General features: G+C 56.4%; 13 protein-coding genes. 5 read left to right on the plus strand and 8 right to left on the minus strand.

Annotation, left to right across the window (positions count from 1 at the left end; all coding sequences use genetic code 11):
* The 3 genes from FOC35_RS10135 to glpE form a co-directional block, all read right to left on the minus strand.
* The gene (locus FOC35_RS10135) at nt 1–759 is read right to left on the minus strand and encodes a DeoR/GlpR family transcriptional regulator (RefSeq protein WP_039899456.1); all 759 of its coding nucleotides are present in this window, start codon (nt 757–759) and stop codon (nt 1–3) included.
* A gap of 17 nt (nt 760–776) precedes the next feature.
* The gene (glpG, locus tag FOC35_RS10140; RefSeq protein WP_172568841.1) at nt 777–1,598 is read right to left on the minus strand and encodes a rhomboid family intramembrane serine protease GlpG; all 822 of its coding nucleotides are present in this window, start codon (nt 1,596–1,598) and stop codon (nt 777–779) included.
* A gap of 76 nt (nt 1,599–1,674) precedes the next feature.
* The gene (gene glpE, locus FOC35_RS10145; protein ID WP_016538548.1) at nt 1,675–2,001 is read right to left on the minus strand and encodes a thiosulfate sulfurtransferase GlpE; all 327 of its coding nucleotides are present in this window, start codon (nt 1,999–2,001) and stop codon (nt 1,675–1,677) included.
* A 195-nt stretch (nt 2,002–2,196) separates the two neighbouring features.
* Here glpE and glpD point away from each other — a divergent pair, with 195 nt between their 5' ends.
* Nucleotides 2,197–3,705 carry a glycerol-3-phosphate dehydrogenase gene (gene glpD / locus FOC35_RS10150; RefSeq protein ID WP_172568842.1) on the plus strand — a complete coding sequence of 503 codons (1,509 nt, stop codon included), beginning with the start codon at nt 2,197–2,199 and terminating at the stop codon, nt 3,703–3,705.
* Nucleotides 3,706–4,418: 713 nt separating this feature from the next.
* On the opposite strand, the gene malT is transcribed toward glpD, so the two are convergent.
* The gene (malT, locus tag FOC35_RS10155; RefSeq protein WP_172568843.1) at nt 4,419–7,124 is read right to left on the minus strand and encodes an HTH-type transcriptional regulator MalT; all 2,706 of its coding nucleotides are present in this window, start codon (nt 7,122–7,124) and stop codon (nt 4,419–4,421) included.
* A 421-nt stretch (nt 7,125–7,545) separates the two neighbouring features.
* On the opposite strand from malT, the gene malP reads away from it, so the two are divergent.
* Together malP and malQ are read left to right on the plus strand one after the other, a co-directional pair.
* Nucleotides 7,546–9,948, plus strand: coding sequence for a maltodextrin phosphorylase (malP, locus tag FOC35_RS10160; RefSeq protein WP_172568844.1), 2,403 nt, complete (start codon nt 7,546–7,548; stop codon nt 9,946–9,948).
* Between the two features lie 9 nt (nt 9,949–9,957).
* Nucleotides 9,958–12,036, plus strand: a complete 2,079-nt coding sequence (malQ, locus tag FOC35_RS10165) for a 4-alpha-glucanotransferase (RefSeq protein ID WP_172568845.1) — start codon at nt 9,958–9,960, stop codon at nt 12,034–12,036.
* A 122-nt stretch (nt 12,037–12,158) separates the two neighbouring features.
* Here malQ and nfuA read toward each other — a convergent pair whose 3' ends face one another.
* Both nfuA and gntX read right to left on the minus strand, forming a co-directional pair.
* Nucleotides 12,159–12,734 (minus strand): Fe-S biogenesis protein NfuA, encoded by a 576-nt coding sequence (nfuA, locus tag FOC35_RS10170; protein WP_016538542.1) that lies wholly within the window; start codon nt 12,732–12,734, stop codon nt 12,159–12,161.
* Between the two features lie 58 nt (nt 12,735–12,792).
* Complete coding sequence (gene gntX / locus FOC35_RS10175; RefSeq protein WP_055696379.1) at nt 12,793–13,476, minus strand: DNA utilization protein GntX; 684 nt, start codon at nt 13,474–13,476, stop codon at nt 12,793–12,795.
* Between the two features lie 38 nt (nt 13,477–13,514).
* On the opposite strand from gntX, the gene bioH reads away from it, so the two are divergent.
* Both bioH and FOC35_RS10185 read left to right on the plus strand, forming a co-directional pair.
* A complete protein-coding gene (gene bioH / locus FOC35_RS10180; RefSeq protein WP_172568846.1) occupies nt 13,515–14,291 on the plus strand; it encodes a pimeloyl-ACP methyl ester esterase BioH in 777 nt (258 codons plus the stop codon).
* 130 nt (nt 14,292–14,421) lie between these two features.
* Nucleotides 14,422–14,700 (plus strand): YdgH/BhsA/McbA-like domain containing protein, encoded by a 279-nt coding sequence (locus tag FOC35_RS10185; protein WP_016538539.1) that lies wholly within the window; start codon nt 14,422–14,424, stop codon nt 14,698–14,700.
* Nucleotides 14,701–14,746: 46 nt separating this feature from the next.
* Here FOC35_RS10185 and feoC read toward each other — a convergent pair whose 3' ends face one another.
* Together feoC and feoB are read right to left on the minus strand one after the other, a co-directional pair.
* Entirely contained in the window at nt 14,747–14,983 is a 237-nt protein-coding gene (feoC, locus tag FOC35_RS10190; protein WP_016538538.1) for a [Fe-S]-dependent transcriptional repressor FeoC, read from the minus strand.
* A 10-nt stretch (nt 14,984–14,993) separates the two neighbouring features.
* On the minus strand, nt 14,994–17,312 hold the full coding sequence (gene feoB / locus FOC35_RS10195) for a Fe(2+) transporter permease subunit FeoB (protein ID WP_016538537.1): 2,319 nt from the start codon (nt 17,310–17,312) through the stop codon (nt 14,994–14,996).
* Nucleotides 17,313–17,343: the final 31 nt, after the last annotated feature.

The raw sequence follows: 17,343 nt of genomic DNA on the forward strand, positions 1-17,343 counted from the left end.
TCAGCACAGCTCCAGCTGCACGTTATTCTCTTTAATCACCTGCATCACGCCTGCCGGAGGCATCACGTCGGTATAAACCGTGTCCACCAGGCTGATGCTGCCCAGGTTAACCATCGCATTACGGCCAAACTTCGAGTGGTCCACAACCAGCAGGACGCTGCGTGAGTTTTCGATGATTGCGCGTTTGGTCCGGACTTCGTGGTAGTCGAACTCCAGCAGCGAGCCATCGCTGTCGATGCCGCTGATGCCGAGAATGCCGAAGTCGAGGCGGAACTGGGAGATAAAGTCGAGCGTCGCTTCCCCGATGATGCCGCCGTCGCGGCTGCGCAACTCTCCGCCTGCCAGAATGATGCGGAAGTCTTCTTTTACCATCAGCGTGTTAGCCACGTTGAGGTTGTTAGTCACGATGCGCAGGTTGCTATGGCCCAGCAGCGCATGGGCAACGGCTTCCGGCGTGGTGCCTATGTCGATAAACAGCGTCGCGCCGTTAGGAATTTGGCTGGCAACCTTTTGCGCAATACGCTCTTTCTCGGCGGTTTGTGTTGCCTTCCTGTCGTGCCACGGGGTGTTTACCGAGCTTGAAGGCAGGGCCGCACCGCCGTGATGGCGCAGGATCATATTCTGGTCGGCGAGATCGTTCAGATCGCGGCGAATGGTTTGCGGGCTGACGGCAAACTGCTCCACCAGCTCTTCGGTACTGACGTATCCCTGCTGCTTAACCAGCTCAATAATCGCGTCATGACGTTGTGTTTGCTTCACCATCTACTCCAGCGTTGTTATGTTCGTTTTCGCGCATTCAGGGTGTCGACCAGCGCCATAGCCAGACCAACCAGCATACCGGTCAGGTGAGCCGGGATCACCGCAGATTGAGTAAAGACTTCGATAGCCAGCCAGATAATGGCAAATGTCAGCAGGCCTCGCTGCATCTGAATGCCACTGTCCGGGTCTCGTTCGCCGCGCAGCCAGACGTAACCCATCAGGGCAAACACCGTGCCCGACAGGCCGCCAAACAGCGGGCCGGTAAATTTAGCCTGCATAAAGCCGCTCAGCAGGGTGGAAATGAGCGTCAGCGTCAGCAGTTTGCCGGTACCGAGGCGTTTTTCCACCGCTCCGCCGAGATACCACCACCACAGCAGGTTAAAGATGATGTGCATAAAGGAAAAATGCAGCAGGCCGTGGGTAAAGTAGCGCCAGAACTCAAAGCGCTGGCTCGGGTCAAGCGGCCAGCCAAGCAGCGATATTACCGGGCCAAAGCCGACCAGGTTCAGCAGTACAAACAGCGCGATGCAGACAAAGATGACGCCAAGGGTCAGCGGCCCGGCGCGCTCTTTGATAGTGGCAAAAAAAGGATAGCGTTTATAGCTGAAGCCAACGCCGCTGTGGCCGGTACTCCAGCTGGCAGCCTGATAACGCGGGTCGCCGGGGTTGGCCTGAAAACGTTCCAGCTCGGCACGAACCAGCTGAGTCTGGCTTTCATCTGCCAGCCAGACGTCGCTCTGAGTATGCTGCTGAACGGTAAGAATAACGCCCTGGGTCGCCATATAGTCGACAAAAGCCTGCGCCACGCGCGGGTTGGCGAAAGAGGTGATCATTATCATGAAAGTTTAACCAAGTTCGTCTTTAAAGCCGTACAAAGGCAAGCAGTATACCCGGAGTGAGCGCAAACGCTGAACTTTACGAGCCGTGAGCGACCTCGGCAGGAAAATGACGGTGCCAGGCGTCGAAACCGCCGTCAACGCTATACACCTGGTCGTAGCCCTGTTGCAGCAAATACTGAGCCGCGCCTTTGCTGCTGTTGCCGTGGTAGCACATCACCATTACCGGCGTGTCGAAGTCGGCTTGCTGCATAAAAGTCACCAGCGTGTCGTTGGTGAGGTGGTAAGCCCCCGGCGTGTGTCCCATGGCAAAGCTTTGCGGATCGCGGATATCCACTAATACCGCCTGCTGCTGCTGGAGTTTCTGGTGGGCTTCTTCCACACCAATACATTCAAATTGATCCATGGTTTTACTCGTCGAGAATGAAAGGAAACAAGGGGCATGTTAAGGCATTGCACCCCGCTGGCGCTGATATTAACGCCAATATGTTATCCATATCACGTAGAAATGTTTTTATTTCGTTACCAAAGCGGATGAACAATTGCTATTATGAGCGATATCGAACATTTTTGAGCTTTAACGAAAGTGCGTGAGGGCAACATGGAAACCAAAGATCTGATTGTAATTGGCGGTGGCATAAACGGCGCCGGTATTGCGGCCGACGCCGCGGGCCGCGGGTTATCCGTGTTAATGCTGGAAGGGCAGGATCTGGCGTGCGCCACTTCTTCCGCCAGTTCCAAGCTTATCCACGGTGGCCTGCGCTATCTGGAGCATTACGAATTTCGTCTGGTGAGCGAAGCGCTCGCCGAGCGTGAAGTGCTGCTGAAAATGGCTCCCCATATTGCCTTCCCTATGCGCTTTCGCTTACCGCACCGCCCGCATCTTCGCCCCGCGTGGATGATCCGTACCGGTCTGTTTATGTACGACCATCTCGGGAAACGCACCAGCCTGCCGGCCTCCACCGGCTTGCGTTTTGGCGCGGACTCGGTGCTGAAGCCGGAAATCGTGCGCGGTTTCGAATATTCTGACTGCTGGGTTGATGATGCTCGCCTGGTACTGGCAAACGCCCAGATGGTGACCCGCAAAGGCGGTGAAGTGAAAACCCGTACCCGGGCTACCAAAGCGACCCGCGAAAATGGCGTTTGGGTGGTTGAGGCTCAGGATATCGATACCGGCGAAACCTTTACCTGGCGTGCGAAAGGCCTGGTCAATGCGACCGGCCCGTGGGTGAAAACCTTCTTTGATGAAGGGCTGGAGCTGCCATCTCCTTACGGTATCCGCCTGATTAAAGGCAGCCATATCGTGGTGCCGCGCGTGCATACCCAGAAGCAGGCCTACATTCTGCAAAACGAAGATAAACGTATCGTGTTTGTTATTCCGTGGATGGATGAGTTCTCCATCATCGGCACCACCGATGTTGAATATCACGGTGACCCGAAAGCGGTGCAGATTGATGACAAAGAAATTAACTATCTGCTGAACGTCTATAACGCGCACTTTAAAAAGTCGCTGAGCAAAGAAGATATTGTCTGGACTTACTCCGGTGTTCGCCCTCTGTGTGACGATGAGTCCGACTCGCCGCAGGCCGTAACCCGTGATTACACCCTGGATATTCACGACGAAAACGGCAAGGCTCCGCTGCTGTCGGTGTTTGGCGGCAAGCTGACGACCTACCGCAAGCTCGCCGAGCATGCGCTTGATAAGCTGGAGCGTTACTACCCGAACATCGGCCCGGCCTGGACCAAAGAAAGCCGCCTGCCCGGCGGGGATATCGGCGGTGACCGTGATGATTACGCGGCAAAACTGCGCCGCCGTTACGGCTTCCTGACCGAGAGCCTGGCTCGCCGCCTGGCGCGTACCTACGGCAGCAACAGCGATTTAGTCCTCGGGGAAGCAACCAGCGTGAGCGACCTGGGCGAAGATTTTGGCCATGAGTTTTACGAAGCCGAGCTGCGTTACCTTGCGGATCACGAATGGGTGAAATGCGCGGAAGATGCGCTCTGGCGCAGAACCAAGCTGGGGATGTGGCTGGATGAAGAGCAGCAAACTCGAGTGTCGCAGTGGCTGGTAAAGCGCGCGGCTAAAGCTGGGTTGTCGTTGGCGTCTTAAAACTGTGGGTATTCCCTGACGTTTATATCTGTCTTGCAAATGTTCCGTTCACTTCCAGCGCTGCTTCTTAAGTAGCCACCGAACCGGTGAACGTCTCAGGGGAGTCACCGTCACTCCCCTGAGAACCCGGACTCCCGGCGAGATAAATCGCCGCAAGCGGTAAACCCCCGTTTTATCTCCCAGCCCTGGGTCGGCTGAGATGCGTTCCCGACACTCACAGCCTCCGGTCGTTCCGGACGCCCGGACCCTGGTCAGTCGGAGAGAAAACGGAGGCGATTTAAGCCGGAACAAGTGCCGCGCTTTAAGCCCACAGCCACTCTGAAACTCCACGTCGCGTTAAGTCCAAAAGCCACGCCCTTGTCCCCGGCTCTCAGCGCCCCCGGCTTTGACCCAAACAGGCGGGGTTGAGCTGCCGGGAGCAGCGAAAGAGAGCGATCGTCGGGAACGGATCGCGAACGACCCCGAATGTTTGGGTGATAGCCGGGGGTTTACCGCTTTAGCGGCGATGAGCTTGCCGGCGCCGGGGGTGGTCAGGGGGAAAGGCGTATTTCCCCCTGACACGTTCACCGTTCGCGGAACGTGCAGGGGAAAAGTACTACGGGTGAACGGAAAAATTGCAGGCTTATAGAGGCAATGCCTTTAGATTATTGCTATTTACACATTTCTGAAAGCCAGGCCAATGTATGCCTGGAGCTGCATTGAATGCGCCCTATTTAAACCCCATATCCCATCATCTTCAGCAATTTCTGCGCGTGCAGCACCGCTTCCTGGCGATGTGCCACGCCAAGCTTCTGATATAAATTACGAATGTGCGTTTTTATCGTGGTCGCGGCGACATCAAGCTCGCCCGCTATCTGCTCATTGCTGTAACCAGAATAAATCAGCCCCAGCACCTGCCATTCGCGCTGGGTAAGCGGGCTGGTGCGGATAAGCTCCGGCACCTCGGGGTGATTCAGCAGGCGGTTAACAAAGCTTTCGTCGAAGTGCGCGAACTTGTGGCGATGATGCTGATTAATTTCGCGCAGAATACGCTGGGCGCGGTGCTGGTCCAGCTCCGGCAGCGTATTGAGCTGGATCAGCTGGCGCAACTGCTGGGCCATCGGCTCACCTTCAATCACAAAGTGGCTGATAAACCCGGTGCGGTTTGCCAGCGCCAGCGCCTCAAGCAGAACGCGCTGGGCGTCGCTCTTACGCCCAGCCTGCCAGTAAAGCTGGTTCAGCAGCAGCAGGTTGCGGTTGAGATCGCTCATCAGGCGCAGGCTGCGGGCGTTTTCGTTTAACTCTTCCAGCACCATTTCCGCAGGATCATATTCGCCGAGCAGGATCTGCACCCGGGCGATGTTGCGCCACTGGCTTTGCAGGAAGTGGTTATTGGCGAACTCCGGCTTCGGCGTCTGGCGCAACCAGTTGGCGGCCGACTTCTTGTCGCCGGTCATTTGCCAGTAGATAACTCGTACCTTGTCGGCATTAGACACCCAGTCGCTGTGCCAGGGACCGTTCCCGAGTAAATTTTCAAGACGGTTAAGGTGATTGCGGGCATTGTCCAGGTCGCCTCGGGCCAGCGAGCACTGAACCAGCAGTGCCAGACACTGTAGCTGCTGAGGCGGCTGGAAGCTGGAAAGCACCTCCATCCCGCAGCGAGCGGCGGCTTCTGCTTCATCCAGTCGCGCCCACGCCCAAAGCAGTTGAGCGCGAATACGCTGTAGGAACTCGTGCAGCGGGAGCTGCTCAAGATGCTGCTCGCGGATTAAGACAAAGGCTTTTTCCTGGGTTTCCCAGGCCGCCTGCAGGAAGCCCTGCGCCAGCAGAATTTCGCTTTGCTGGATCAGGCTCCAAAGCGCGTAGTGCCAGACATCGTGGCGGCGCGCCATCTGCTCGGTTTGCTGCATTACCGAGAGCGACTTAGTGAGATCGCCCTTGCAGTGCAGCACTTCGCCATGAACGGAGGTTGCCACTATGCGGCTGTAAAAATTGGCCAGGGGCAGCATTTCCAGCGCCACCATCGCCAGACGCTCGGCTTCTGCCGGGTCGCCAGCATTAATCGCCACCTGAGCGCGCAGGGCGTTGAATTCGCCGTGTAGCGTATCGTCGATGACTAAATCCATCTCCTGCTCGGCGCGAGCCAGCAGGGTATTTACTTCGCTGTAACGATGCTGGCTTTGCATCAGCCAGGCCTGGAGGAGCACCAGCTTCGGGTTCTCAAGCAGGCTTTCCCACGGCAGCGCCTTGAGAGACTCTTCCAGCAGCGTCAGTTCGCTGTGGTTAAACAGCGCCCAGGCGTGGCCCAGCAGGATATCGCGTAGCATATTGGCATCACCGGCCGCCAGCGCGTGGTGAATCGCCTCGCTCGGGAAGCCCTGAACCATCCAGCTTTCTGCCGCCGCGCGGTGAATATCGGGCAGTTCAGCGGCCAGCTCCCACTGGCAGCGTTGACGCAGGAAGCTGCCGAACAGCGGGTGGAAACAGAACCATTCTCCCGAATCGTCCATGCGCTGCAGGAACAAGCCCTGGCGCTCGGTCTCTTCCAGGCGCATCTGGCCGTTTTCTTCGCCGGTGACCCGGACAATCAGCGCGTCGTTCATCGAGCGCAAAATAGAGCTGCGCAGCAGGAAGTTGCGGGTATCCGCGTCTACGTTATTCAGCACCTCATCTACCAGATAGTCCGACAGATGGCTGGCGTTGATACCCGACAGGCGGCGCGCCGAATGCTGGGCGGGCGTGTTGCTCTGGCGTGCGGAAAGGGCGATAAGCTGGAGGGCGGTAACCCATCCGGCAACGTCATCGCACAGACGGCTGCTGTCGGCGTGCTCTATCGGGCTCGCCAGACGGTTATCAAAGAACTGCTTGGCTTCCTGATGGGTAAAGGCGAGCTGCTGGCTGCCGATTTCCAGCAGTTGATCGCGCACCCGCAGGTTGGCAATACCAAGCTGGGGTAAATTACGCGACAAAATAACCAGCGTCAGGTTTTCCGGCTGGTGGCGAATAAAGAAACGCATCGCTTCGTGGATAACCGGGTTGCTTATCAGGTGATAATCATCAATCACCAGATACAGCGGTTTATCCCATCCTGCCAGCTCGATAAACAGCTGGGAAAATAGCGACGAAAGGCTGGCGTACTGGCGTTTTTGCGCCATGATTTCGCTGCTGACACAGTGGCTGCCGGTGGCGTGCTGAACGGCGGCGATCAGGTAGCTGGCAAAGCGCTCTTGCTGGTTGTCCCCCTCATCCAGGGAGTACCAGCCCAGCTCTTTTTTCCCCGCCGCCCACTGTGAGACCAGGGTAGTTTTACCGTAACCTGCGGGGCTGGCGATCAGCGCCAGCCGGTAGTTGGCGGCAGTCGAAAGCTTCACCAACAGGCGGTCGCGAACCACAGTGTTTTCCAGCCGAACAGGGCGACTTAATTTGGATGGGATTAACATAGTTGATCACTTCACTGTGTATAAATTTCCCCGACATATTGCACGCAGCAGCGCCGTTTCGCGCGGCCGCGTAGACAATAAAGGAGGGAAAATGTTCAAGGATGCGATTTTTTTTACGCTTCGTAATTAATGCTTACGGATAAGGTCGACCAGAACGTTCTTTATTGCAAGATTGTTGAACTTTCCGTGCTCGGTAAGTTGCACCCTGTCACAGTTCCATTTTTTCATGAATGCGATTGCTCACTCCTTGCTCCGGAACGAATGAAACCTGTTACATCGAGTCGGCGGGTGGCAGAGATCACATTTTTCGCTCATCCTCGCTACTCCTCCCCGCCTAATCCGCAGCGGGATGAGGAAGTCAACCAGGCTGCCCGGCACACTAACGGGTAATGATTTTCGAACATTACAGGACCGATTTCCTATGTCACAGCCGATCTTCAGTAAACAACAGTTTCAGGCCGCTCTGACGCGTCAGTGGCAGCGTTATGGGCTTCATGATGCCGGTGAAATGACCCGTAGCCAGTGGTGGCATGCGGTTAGCGGAGCGCTGGCCGAGCTTTTGGCTGCTTCTCCTGCCGCCAAACCCGCAGCTAAACAGCGCCATGTAAACTACATCTCTATGGAGTTTCTGATTGGCCGCCTGACGGGAAATAACCTGCTTAATTTGGGCTGGTTCTCTGAGGTAAGTGAGGTGCTTCAGGAGCACCAGATTAGCCTCACCGACCTGCTGGAAGAAGAGATTGACCCGGCGCTGGGTAACGGCGGACTGGGGCGGCTTGCAGCCTGTTTCCTGGATTCAATGGCGACGGTTGGGCAGTCGGCAATTGGCTATGGCCTTAACTATCAGTACGGCCTGTTCCGCCAGTCCTTCAAGGACGGCAAGCAGATGGAAGCCCCGGACGACTGGCTGCGCGGAAGCTATCCCTGGTTCCGCCATAATACCCAGCTTGACGTCCAGGTTGGCGTGGGAGGCAAAGTAGTGAAAGCCGGGAAAATTCAGCGCTGGGAGCCAGCCTTTATTTTTCACGGTGAAGCATGGGATCTGCCCGTGCTTGGCTACCGTAACGGCGTGGCTCAGCCGCTGCGCCTCTGGCAGGCCAAACACGCCCATCCGTTCGATCTGACTAAATTTAACGACGGCGAATTCCTGAAGGCCGAGCAGCAGGGCATTGATGCCGAAAAGCTGACTAAAGTGCTTTACCCGAACGACAACCACCTGAACGGCAAAAAGCTGCGCCTGATGCAGCAGTATTTCCAGTGCGCCTGTTCGGTGGCAGACATTCTTCGCCGTCATCATCTGGCGGGCCGCAAGCTTGCCGAGCTGCCGGATTACGAAGTTATCCAGTTGAACGACACGCACCCGACTATCGCTATCCCTGAGCTGCTGCGCGTGCTGATTGACGAGCATCAGCTGAGCTGGGACGACGCCTGGGTAATCACCAGCAAAACTTTCGCCTACACCAACCACACTCTGATGCCGGAAGCGCTCGAGTGCTGGGATGAAAAGCTGGTTAAGGCGCTGTTGCCGCGGCATATGCAGATAATCACTGAAATCAATAAGCGGTTTAAAGTGCTGGTCGATAAAACCTGGCCGGGTGACGAAGCCGTTTGGGCGAAGCTTGCCGTGGTGCACAACAAACAGGTGCGCATGGCTAACCTTTGCGTAGTGGGCGGCTTCGCGGTGAACGGCGTTGCGGCGCTGCATTCTGAGCTGGTGGTAAAAGATCTGTTCCCTGAGTATCACCAGCTTTGGCCGAACAAATTCCACAATGTGACCAACGGCATTACGCCGCGCCGCTGGATCAAGCAGTGCAACCCGGCGCTGGCCGCGCTGTTCGACAAAACGCTGAAAAAAGAGTGGGCCAACAATCTCGACGTGCTGGAAGGGCTGGAAAAATACGCCGATGACGCCAAATTCCGCCAGACCTGGCGCGAGATTAAATACCAGAACAAAGTGAAGCTGGCCGCGTTCGTGAAGGCGCGAACCGGAATTGTGATTAGCCCGGACGCGCTGTTTGATGTGCAAATAAAACGCCTGCACGAGTACAAACGCCAGCACCTGAACCTGCTGCATATCCTGGCGCAGTACAAAGAAATCCGTGAAAACCCGAATGCAGACCGCGTGCCGCGCGTCTATTTGTTTGGGGCGAAAGCCGCGCCGGGCTACTACCTGGCTAAAAATATCATCTTCGCGATTAACAAAGTGGCCGAAGCGGTGAATAACGATCCGCTGGTTGGAGACAAGCTGAAGGTCGTGTTCCTGCCGGATTACTGCGTTTCAGCGGCGGAAGTGATGATCCCGGCGGCGGATATCTCAGAGCAGATTTCTACCGCAGGCAAAGAAGCCTCCGGTACCGGCAACATGAAGCTGGCGCTTAACGGCGCGTTAACGGTCGGCACGCTGGACGGCGCTAACGTTGAGATTGCCGAGAAGGTCGGCGACGAGAATATCTTTATCTTCGGCCATACGGTGGAGCAGGTTAAAGCGCTGAAAGCGAAAGGCTATGATCCGCTGAAATGGCGCAAGAAAGACAAGGTGCTGGATGCGGTGCTCAAAGAACTTGAGCAGGGTAAATATAGCGACGGCGATAAACACGCTTTCGATCAGATGCTGCACAGCATGGGTAAAGAAGGCGGCGACCCGTATCTGGTGATGGCGGACTTCAGCGCCTACGCCGAAGCGCAAAAGCTTGCCGACAAGCTCTATCTCGACCAGGAAGCCTGGACTCGTGCGGCGATTCTGAACAGCGCCCGCTGCGGAATGTTTAGCTCCGATCGCTCGATTCGCGATTACCAGCAACGTATCTGGCAGGCAAAACGCTAAGGGAGCGCCATGGAACGCAAACGCCTTGATAATGCTGCTCTGGCGGCAGGAATTAGCCCGAACTACATCAACGCGCACGGTAAGCCGCAGGATATTCCTGAGGACACTAAAAGGCGTCTGCTGGAGGCGATGAACCGCACTGCGGCACCTGAATCCGGGCCTGGCCCGGTGGCAGGCGTTAAGGTCTTTACCGCCGGGCAGCGTATGCAGCTGGCGCTGGTGGGCGAAGGGGAATTTAGCTGGCTGCTGACGACCGAAGACGGAGAGCAGCATCACGGCAGCGCGGTGGCCGGGAAGAACCTGGTGCTGCCAGCCAAACTCCCTGAAGGTTATCACGACCTGAGGGTGGAGCAGGGTGGCCGCCGCTGGGCCTGCCGGGTTATCGTTGCGCCGCAGCGCTGCTATGAGCCGGATGCTTTATTGCAGGATAAAAAACTGTGGGGCGCCTGCGTGCAGCTCTACACTCTGCGCTCCGACGCAAACTGGGGAATTGGGGACTTTGGCGATTTAAAGCGCATGCTGGCAGATGTTGCGGCCCGCGGCGGATCGTTTATCGGCCTTAACCCTATCCATGCTTTATACCCGGCGAACCCGGAGAGCGCCAGCCCGTATAGTCCTTCATCTCGCCGCTGGCTGAACGTTATCTATATCGACGTTAACGCGGTTGAAGATTTTAAGAGCAGCGAAGAGGCGCAGGCGTGGTGGAAAAAAAGCTCGACTCAGCAGCAGCTTCGTGCGGCCAGGGACGCCGAGTGGGTAGATTATTCTGCCGTTACGGCGCTCAAGATTTCCGCTCTGCGCATGGCGTGGCAGCAGTTTTCTCAGCGGAAGGCTCAAGACCCGCAGGTTGCGGCGTTTAACCAGTTTGTTGCCGACGGCGGTGAAGGGCTGTTTTATCAGGCGGCTTATGACGCGCTGCATGCAAACCAGGTGAAGCAGGACACAATGCGCTGGGGCTGGCCGGTTTGGCCGGAAGGCTATCGTGATGCCCACAGCGCCGACGTTAAGACGTTCTGCGAGGAACATCGCGACGAGGTTAACTTCTGGCTTTGGCTGCAATATCTTGCCTGGCGTCAGTTTAAAGCCTGCTGGGACTTGAGCCAGGGCTATAACATGCCGATTGGCCTTTACCGCGATCTGGCGGTAGGCGTGGCGGAAGGCGGGTCTGAAACCTGGTGCGACCGTGAACTCTACTGCCTGAAAGCCTCCGTGGGCGCGCCGCCTGATATTCTCGGGCCGCTTGGGCAGAACTGGGGGCTACCGCCGGTTGATCCTCATGTGATGGTGGCTCGTGCCTACCAGCCTTTCATCGAATTGCTGCGTGCCAATATGACGCACTGCGGCGCGTTACGCATAGACCACGTTATGTCTATGCTGCGGCTGTGGTGGATCCCTTACGGCGAAACGGCGGATAAAGGGGCTTACGTTCAGTATCCGATAGACGATCTGCTTGCCATTCTGGCCCTTGAAAGCCAGCGGCACCGCTGCATGGTGATTGGCGAGGATTTGGGAACCGTGCCGGTGGAAATTATCGGCAAGCTGCGCGACAGCGGGGTTTACTCGTACAAAGTGCTGTATTTCGAACATGACGGCGAGAAGCAGTTCCGCGCACCTGCCGCGTGGCTGAAACAGTCTATGGCGGTCGCAACGACTCACGACTTGCCGACCCTGCGGGGCTACTGGAACAGCGGCGATTTAACGCTCGGCAAAACGCTCGGGCTTTATCCCGATGAAGCCGTTCTGAAAGGACTGTATGAGGATCGCGAAAGGGCTAAACAGGGCCTGCTGGACAGCCTGCATAAGTACGGCTGCCTGCCGAAACGCGCAGGGCACAAAGCCAGCTTGATGACCATGACCGATACATTAAGTCGCGGGATGCAGCGCTATATAGCCGACAGCAACAGCGCCTTACTTGGGCTCCAGCCGGAAGACTGGCTGGATATGGCGGAACCGGTGAATATTCCGGGAACCAGCGATCAGTATAAAAACTGGCGTCGCAAGTTAACTCATTCGCTTGAGCAGATGTTTGGCGATGAGAGAGTGAATAAGCTGCTGAAGGATTTAGATAAACGGCGTAAGAAAATGTGATTTGACGACCCTCACCCTAACCCTCTCCCTGGAAAGGAGAGGGAACAGCATGGTGAAACCTACGAGATCTCTTTCCTCCCTCTCCCCTTTGGGGAGAGGGCCGGGGTGAGGGGTTTATCTAATTAGTAATAAGAGTGCTCGCCGCGCTGGTGCTCGGTCAGGTCACGCACGCCTTTCAGCTCAGGGAACTCGTTCAGCAGCTGCTTCTCAATCCCTTCTTTCAGCGTTACGTCTACCATTGAACAGCCGTTACAGCCGCCGCCAAATTGCAGAATAGCGTAGCCTTCGTCGGTGATTTCCATCAGCGTTACGCGGCCGCCGTGGCCTGCCAGCTGTGGGTTAACGGTGGCCTGCAGCATATACTCAACGCGCTCCATCAGCGGCGCATCGTCGGAAACTTTACGCATCTTCGCGTTTGGCGCTTTCAGCGTCAGCTGGGAGCCAAGCTGGTCGGTGACGAAGTCAATTTCGGCATCTTCAAGATAAGGTGCGCTCAGCTCGTCCACATAAGCGGTTAACTGCTCAAACGGCAGGGCGGTATCGGTAGCTTCAACCGCATCCGGCGGACAATAAGACACACCACACTCCGCATTTGGGGTGCCAGGATTGATTACGAATACGCGGATTTGCGTCCCTTCTTCCTGATTTGCCAGCAGTTTGGCAAAGTGGGATTGTGCAGCATCGGAAATACGGATCATAACGATTGCTCAATAGTTGACTATTTTAGTCGGTTATAATACGCCCATCGTCGAGGGTCTACAAGGTTCGACACAGGCACCATACCTGGACAGTCGCCGCGCCCTGCCTCTTCAGCATGCGCGCTATCTCCGCAACAGTGCTACCCGTCGTCACGACATCATCCACAACAACGATATGGCGACCTGCCACCGGGATTTCAACCCTAAAGATGCCTTTCAAATTCTTCTTTCGCTGCCTGGCCGTCAGCCGGCTCTGCGCGGGTGATGAACGTATACGTTTGATAGCAAAAGGCAAATGTTCTCGCCCCAGCCAATGTGCCAGCGGGGTGGCAATAAGTGCGCTTTGGTTATAGCCGCGCCGCCATGCCCGGGTGTGGTGCAGCGGCACGCTGAGGATGAGGTCCGGCAGGCTAATTTTGCCTTCGCGCCTGGCGGCCAGCACGCTCAGCAGTAAAAGCCGGGCCAGCGCCGGGGCGAGGGAAGGTGAACCGTTAAATTTTAGCTGGTGGATAAGCTTATTCAGCGGCGGAAGGTAATCTGTCACGAAGGTTAGCTTGTCCCACTCCGGCTGTTTTTGCAGGCAGCGCCCGCAGAGCAATTTTCCGCTTAATGCGGGCAGGCCGCAGCACGAGCAGCAGGGCGGAGGTTGTGGAAGCGAGCCGGTGCAGCGTGAGCAAATTCCCCACCCTGGGCACGCGAGCGGTAACTGGCATAGCCAACAGCGGCCAGGGATTGTTAGCATAGCGGCCTCCTTGCGGATTAAAACGAGAACGGTAACTGATGAGCGACCTGTGGTGGCAAACAAAAGGTGAAGGAAAAGACGATCTTGTGCTGTTGCACGGATGGGGACTGAATGCCGGAGTGTGGCATAACATTACGGCGGAACTCGGCTCGCATTTCCGGCTTCACCTTGTTGATTTGCCGGGCTACGGCAGGAGCAAAGGTTTTGGCTCGTTAACCCTGGAGCAAATGGCGGAAATCGTATTGGCTCAGGCACCGGAGCGCGCTATCTGGCTGGGCTGGAGTCTGGGTGGGCTGGTGGCAAGCCAGATTTCGCTTTTACAGCCGGAGCGAGTGCGGGGTCTGGTTACCGTAGCTTCCTCTCCCTGCTTCACCGCCAGCGGCGACTGGCCGGGGATCAAGCCTGAGGTGCTGGCCGGTTTCCAGCAGCAGCTTAGCGAAGATTTTCAGCGCACGGTCGAGCGCTTCCTCGCGCTGCAAACTATGGGTACGGAAACGGCTCGCCAGGACGCGCGCCTGCTTAAATCGGTGGTGCTTGAGCAGCCGATGCCGGAGGTTGAAGTATTAAACGGCGGGCTGGAGATCCTGAGAACGGCCGACCTGCGAGCCGCTCTGGCTCATTCAACCATTCCACATTTACGCCTGTATGGTCGCCTGGACGGGCTGGTGCCGCGCAAAATCGTACCTTTGCTCGACGAACTTTGGCCGCAGTCGCGTTCGCAGATATTCGCTAAAGCGGCTCATGCGCCGTTTATCTCTCATCCGAATGAGTTTTGCCAGACGCTACTTGAGCTTAATCAACAGCTCGAGGAGTAACCTGTTCATCCGTGGCGAAAAAATCATTTTGTGCCAATACTCAATTATTCACCGTGCAAAGGGTGAATAATTAACCGTTACGGGGTGAATCCCGGTTGAAAAAAACAGATACCTACGGAGAGTGCTGGCTATGAAATTGATAACAGGCATCGTTACGACATTGTTGGTTAGTGCTGTTTCCTTTGGCGCTTTTGCGGCTAAAGAACTTGAAAAAGATAAAGTTGCAGGCATGAAGTTAACTAAAATCGGCACTATCGTGACGGATAAAACCTCCGCGCCGATGGACGCAAGAAGAGATCTAACCAAAAAGGCCGATAAGCTGGGCGGGGACTACTTTGTCGTGACCAGCGCTGAGAAATACACCAAAAACGTGCATGCCACTGCGGACGTGTACAAAATAGCGAAGTAACAAACTCAGGAATGAAGCAAGGCGGGGATGACCCGCCTTTTTTTATCTAGCGTAAGGCCCAAAGCTCCCGCACGCATTTCTTTCCTTCCGGGCAACTTTTGCAGCTCCCCGTCAGGCAGCTACTCGGGTCTTCGCTGATGCGCATCGCTTTGCCCATGGCTTCAAGTCGCCCCAGCATGGCGGTAACCATTGGCAGGGGCGTAGCGAGCTGCTGGCTTATCTGCGAGGCTTCCAGGCGGCCCTGGAGCGCCAACGCGTTGCGGATATCAATCAGGCTCGCCATGATTAGCTCCTTAATGGCAGTCGCCCGCGCTGCTCTGGCAGCAGGTGGACGGCGTTTTTCTGGTTGCCAACAGCGACACGTCAACCCGGCTGCGGGCGCGGCGCAGGCCGCCAAGCAGCAGCACGTTGAAGAGCACCACCGCAAGAATACAGACCAGGCTAAACCGAGGATGGGCGCTGAAGGTGACGCTCTGGTAGTACAGAGTGGAGAGCGAATAGGCGATGTTCAGCCCCCAAAGCACCGAGAAGGTCATCCAGCCGCGGCTGGACTCACGGGCAATCGCACCCATTACGGAGATGCACGGGATATAGAGCAGGACAAAGATAAGGTAGCTGTAGGCCGCGGCTTCGCTGCCAAACTTGCTGCTCATCACGCCCATCGGGCCGGAGGACATCTCCCCATCGCCTTTGCTGGCCTCTATCGGGTTTGCCAGCACGCTGAGGCTGAAGGTATTTTTCAGGCTCTGCCAGGTTTCATCGGCGGCGGCACCGAGTTCGTCAACCAGATTAAAGCTGGCCGCGTCGAACTCTTCGTTATGAATATCTTCGGCGGTGTAAAGGGTGTTCAGGGTACCGACCACAACTTCTTTTGCCATCGCGCCGGTAAACAGCCCAACGGTAGCCTGCCAGTTGTCTTCATGCACGCCGATAGGTTTCAACAGCGGTGTTAACACACGGCTGACGGATGCCAGAGCCGAGTCGTTGATGTTATCTACCGCTTTGCCGCTGAACGAGAAGCTGTTCAACGCGCCGATGAAAATACTGACGATGACAATCACTTTACCGGCACGCAGTACAAAGCCTTTCAGGCGTTGCCAGGTTTGCAGCAGCAGGCTCTTAAGGTGCGGAACGTGATAAACCGGCAGCTCCATAACAAAAGGGGTCGCCTCGCCGCGCATGATGGTGTGTTTCAGCATCAGGCCGGTGAGAATCGCCATCACGATGCCGAGAATATAAAGGGAGAACACAATCAGCGCGCCCTGCTGGCCGAAGAAGGCAGCGGCAAATACCGCGAAAATTGCCAGCCGAGCGCCGCAGGACATAAACGGTGCCATCATGATGGTCATCAGGCGTTCGCGTGGGGCATCCAGAGTACGTGCGCCCATAACCGAAGGCACGTTACAGCCGAAGCCAACGATTAGCGGCACAAATGATTTGCCCGGCAGACCGAGAGACTGCATCAGGCGGTCCATCACAAATGCGGCGCGAGCCATGTAGCCGGAGTCCTCAAGGAAGGAGAGGAACAGATACATCATGCCGATTTGCGGCACCAGCGGCAGCACGGTGTTGATCCCGCCGCCCACGCCCTGAGCTAAGAAGACGGTGAGCCAGTTCGGGAAGTGCAGCGTATACCCCAGCCACTGAATGCCGTGGATAAAGATAGCGACCGAGCCTGCGTCAAATATTGGCTGTAGCGCGCCGCCGATATTAATCGCCAGCAGGAACATCAGATACATCACCAGCATAAATACCGGCAGGCCGAGATAGCGGTTGAGGATGACTTTGTCCATCGCTACGGTCAGGCGATTTGGCTCCGCCGTCAGGCTGTTGCTGACCGCCTCGCATACCGAAGCAATGCTCTGATAACGCGCATCGGCAATCAGCAGGGCCGGATCTTCAATCGTCTCCGCGAGATGGGCGCGAGCAATTTCCAGCTTGTCGGAAGCGTTGCCAGCGTAAGCCTGGCTGTAGATATCGCCTTCCAACATTTGAAGCGCCAGCCAGCGGCGCTGTTTGGCGGGCATCTCCTGCGGCATGTCTGCGGCCAGGCTGTCTGCCTGCTGCAACAAGACCTGCGGATAATGCACCAGGTCACTTTGTTGGTTGGGCTGTTTGCGGTCGATGGCGAGCTTCAGGCTTTCGATGCCGCGACCGCGGGTTGAGACCAGCGGCACGACCGGGCAGCCCAGGCGTGCGGCGAGGGCATCGATATCAATACGGATGGCCTGCTTCTCGGCGATATCGAGCATGTTAAGCGCGACTACGCATGGAATACCCAGCTCCAGCAGTTGCAGGGTGAGGTACAGATTGCGCTCAAGGTTGGAAGCATCAACCACGTTTACCAGCAAGTCTGCATCGCCGCTGAGGATGTAGTGGCAGGCGATTTGCTCATCAAGAGAAGTCTGGGACGAAATAGTGGTGAGTGAATAGGTGCCGGGTAAATCAACCAGCGTCACCTGATGCTCAAGGGTGGAAAACTGACCTTCTTTACGTTCTACGGTCACGCCAGCCCAGTTGCCCACGCGCTGCCGGGCACCCGTCAGCTGATTGAAGAGCGTGGTTTTCCCCGAGTTGGGATTACCGATTAAACCAATGGTTAAGTTTTTCATTTTATTCGTGGACTTCGTTGAGTTTGGAACA

Source organism: Cedecea sp. FDAARGOS_727 (genome assembly GCF_012273235.1).
GTDB classification, from domain to species: domain Bacteria; phylum Pseudomonadota; class Gammaproteobacteria; order Enterobacterales; family Enterobacteriaceae; genus Cedecea; species Cedecea davisae.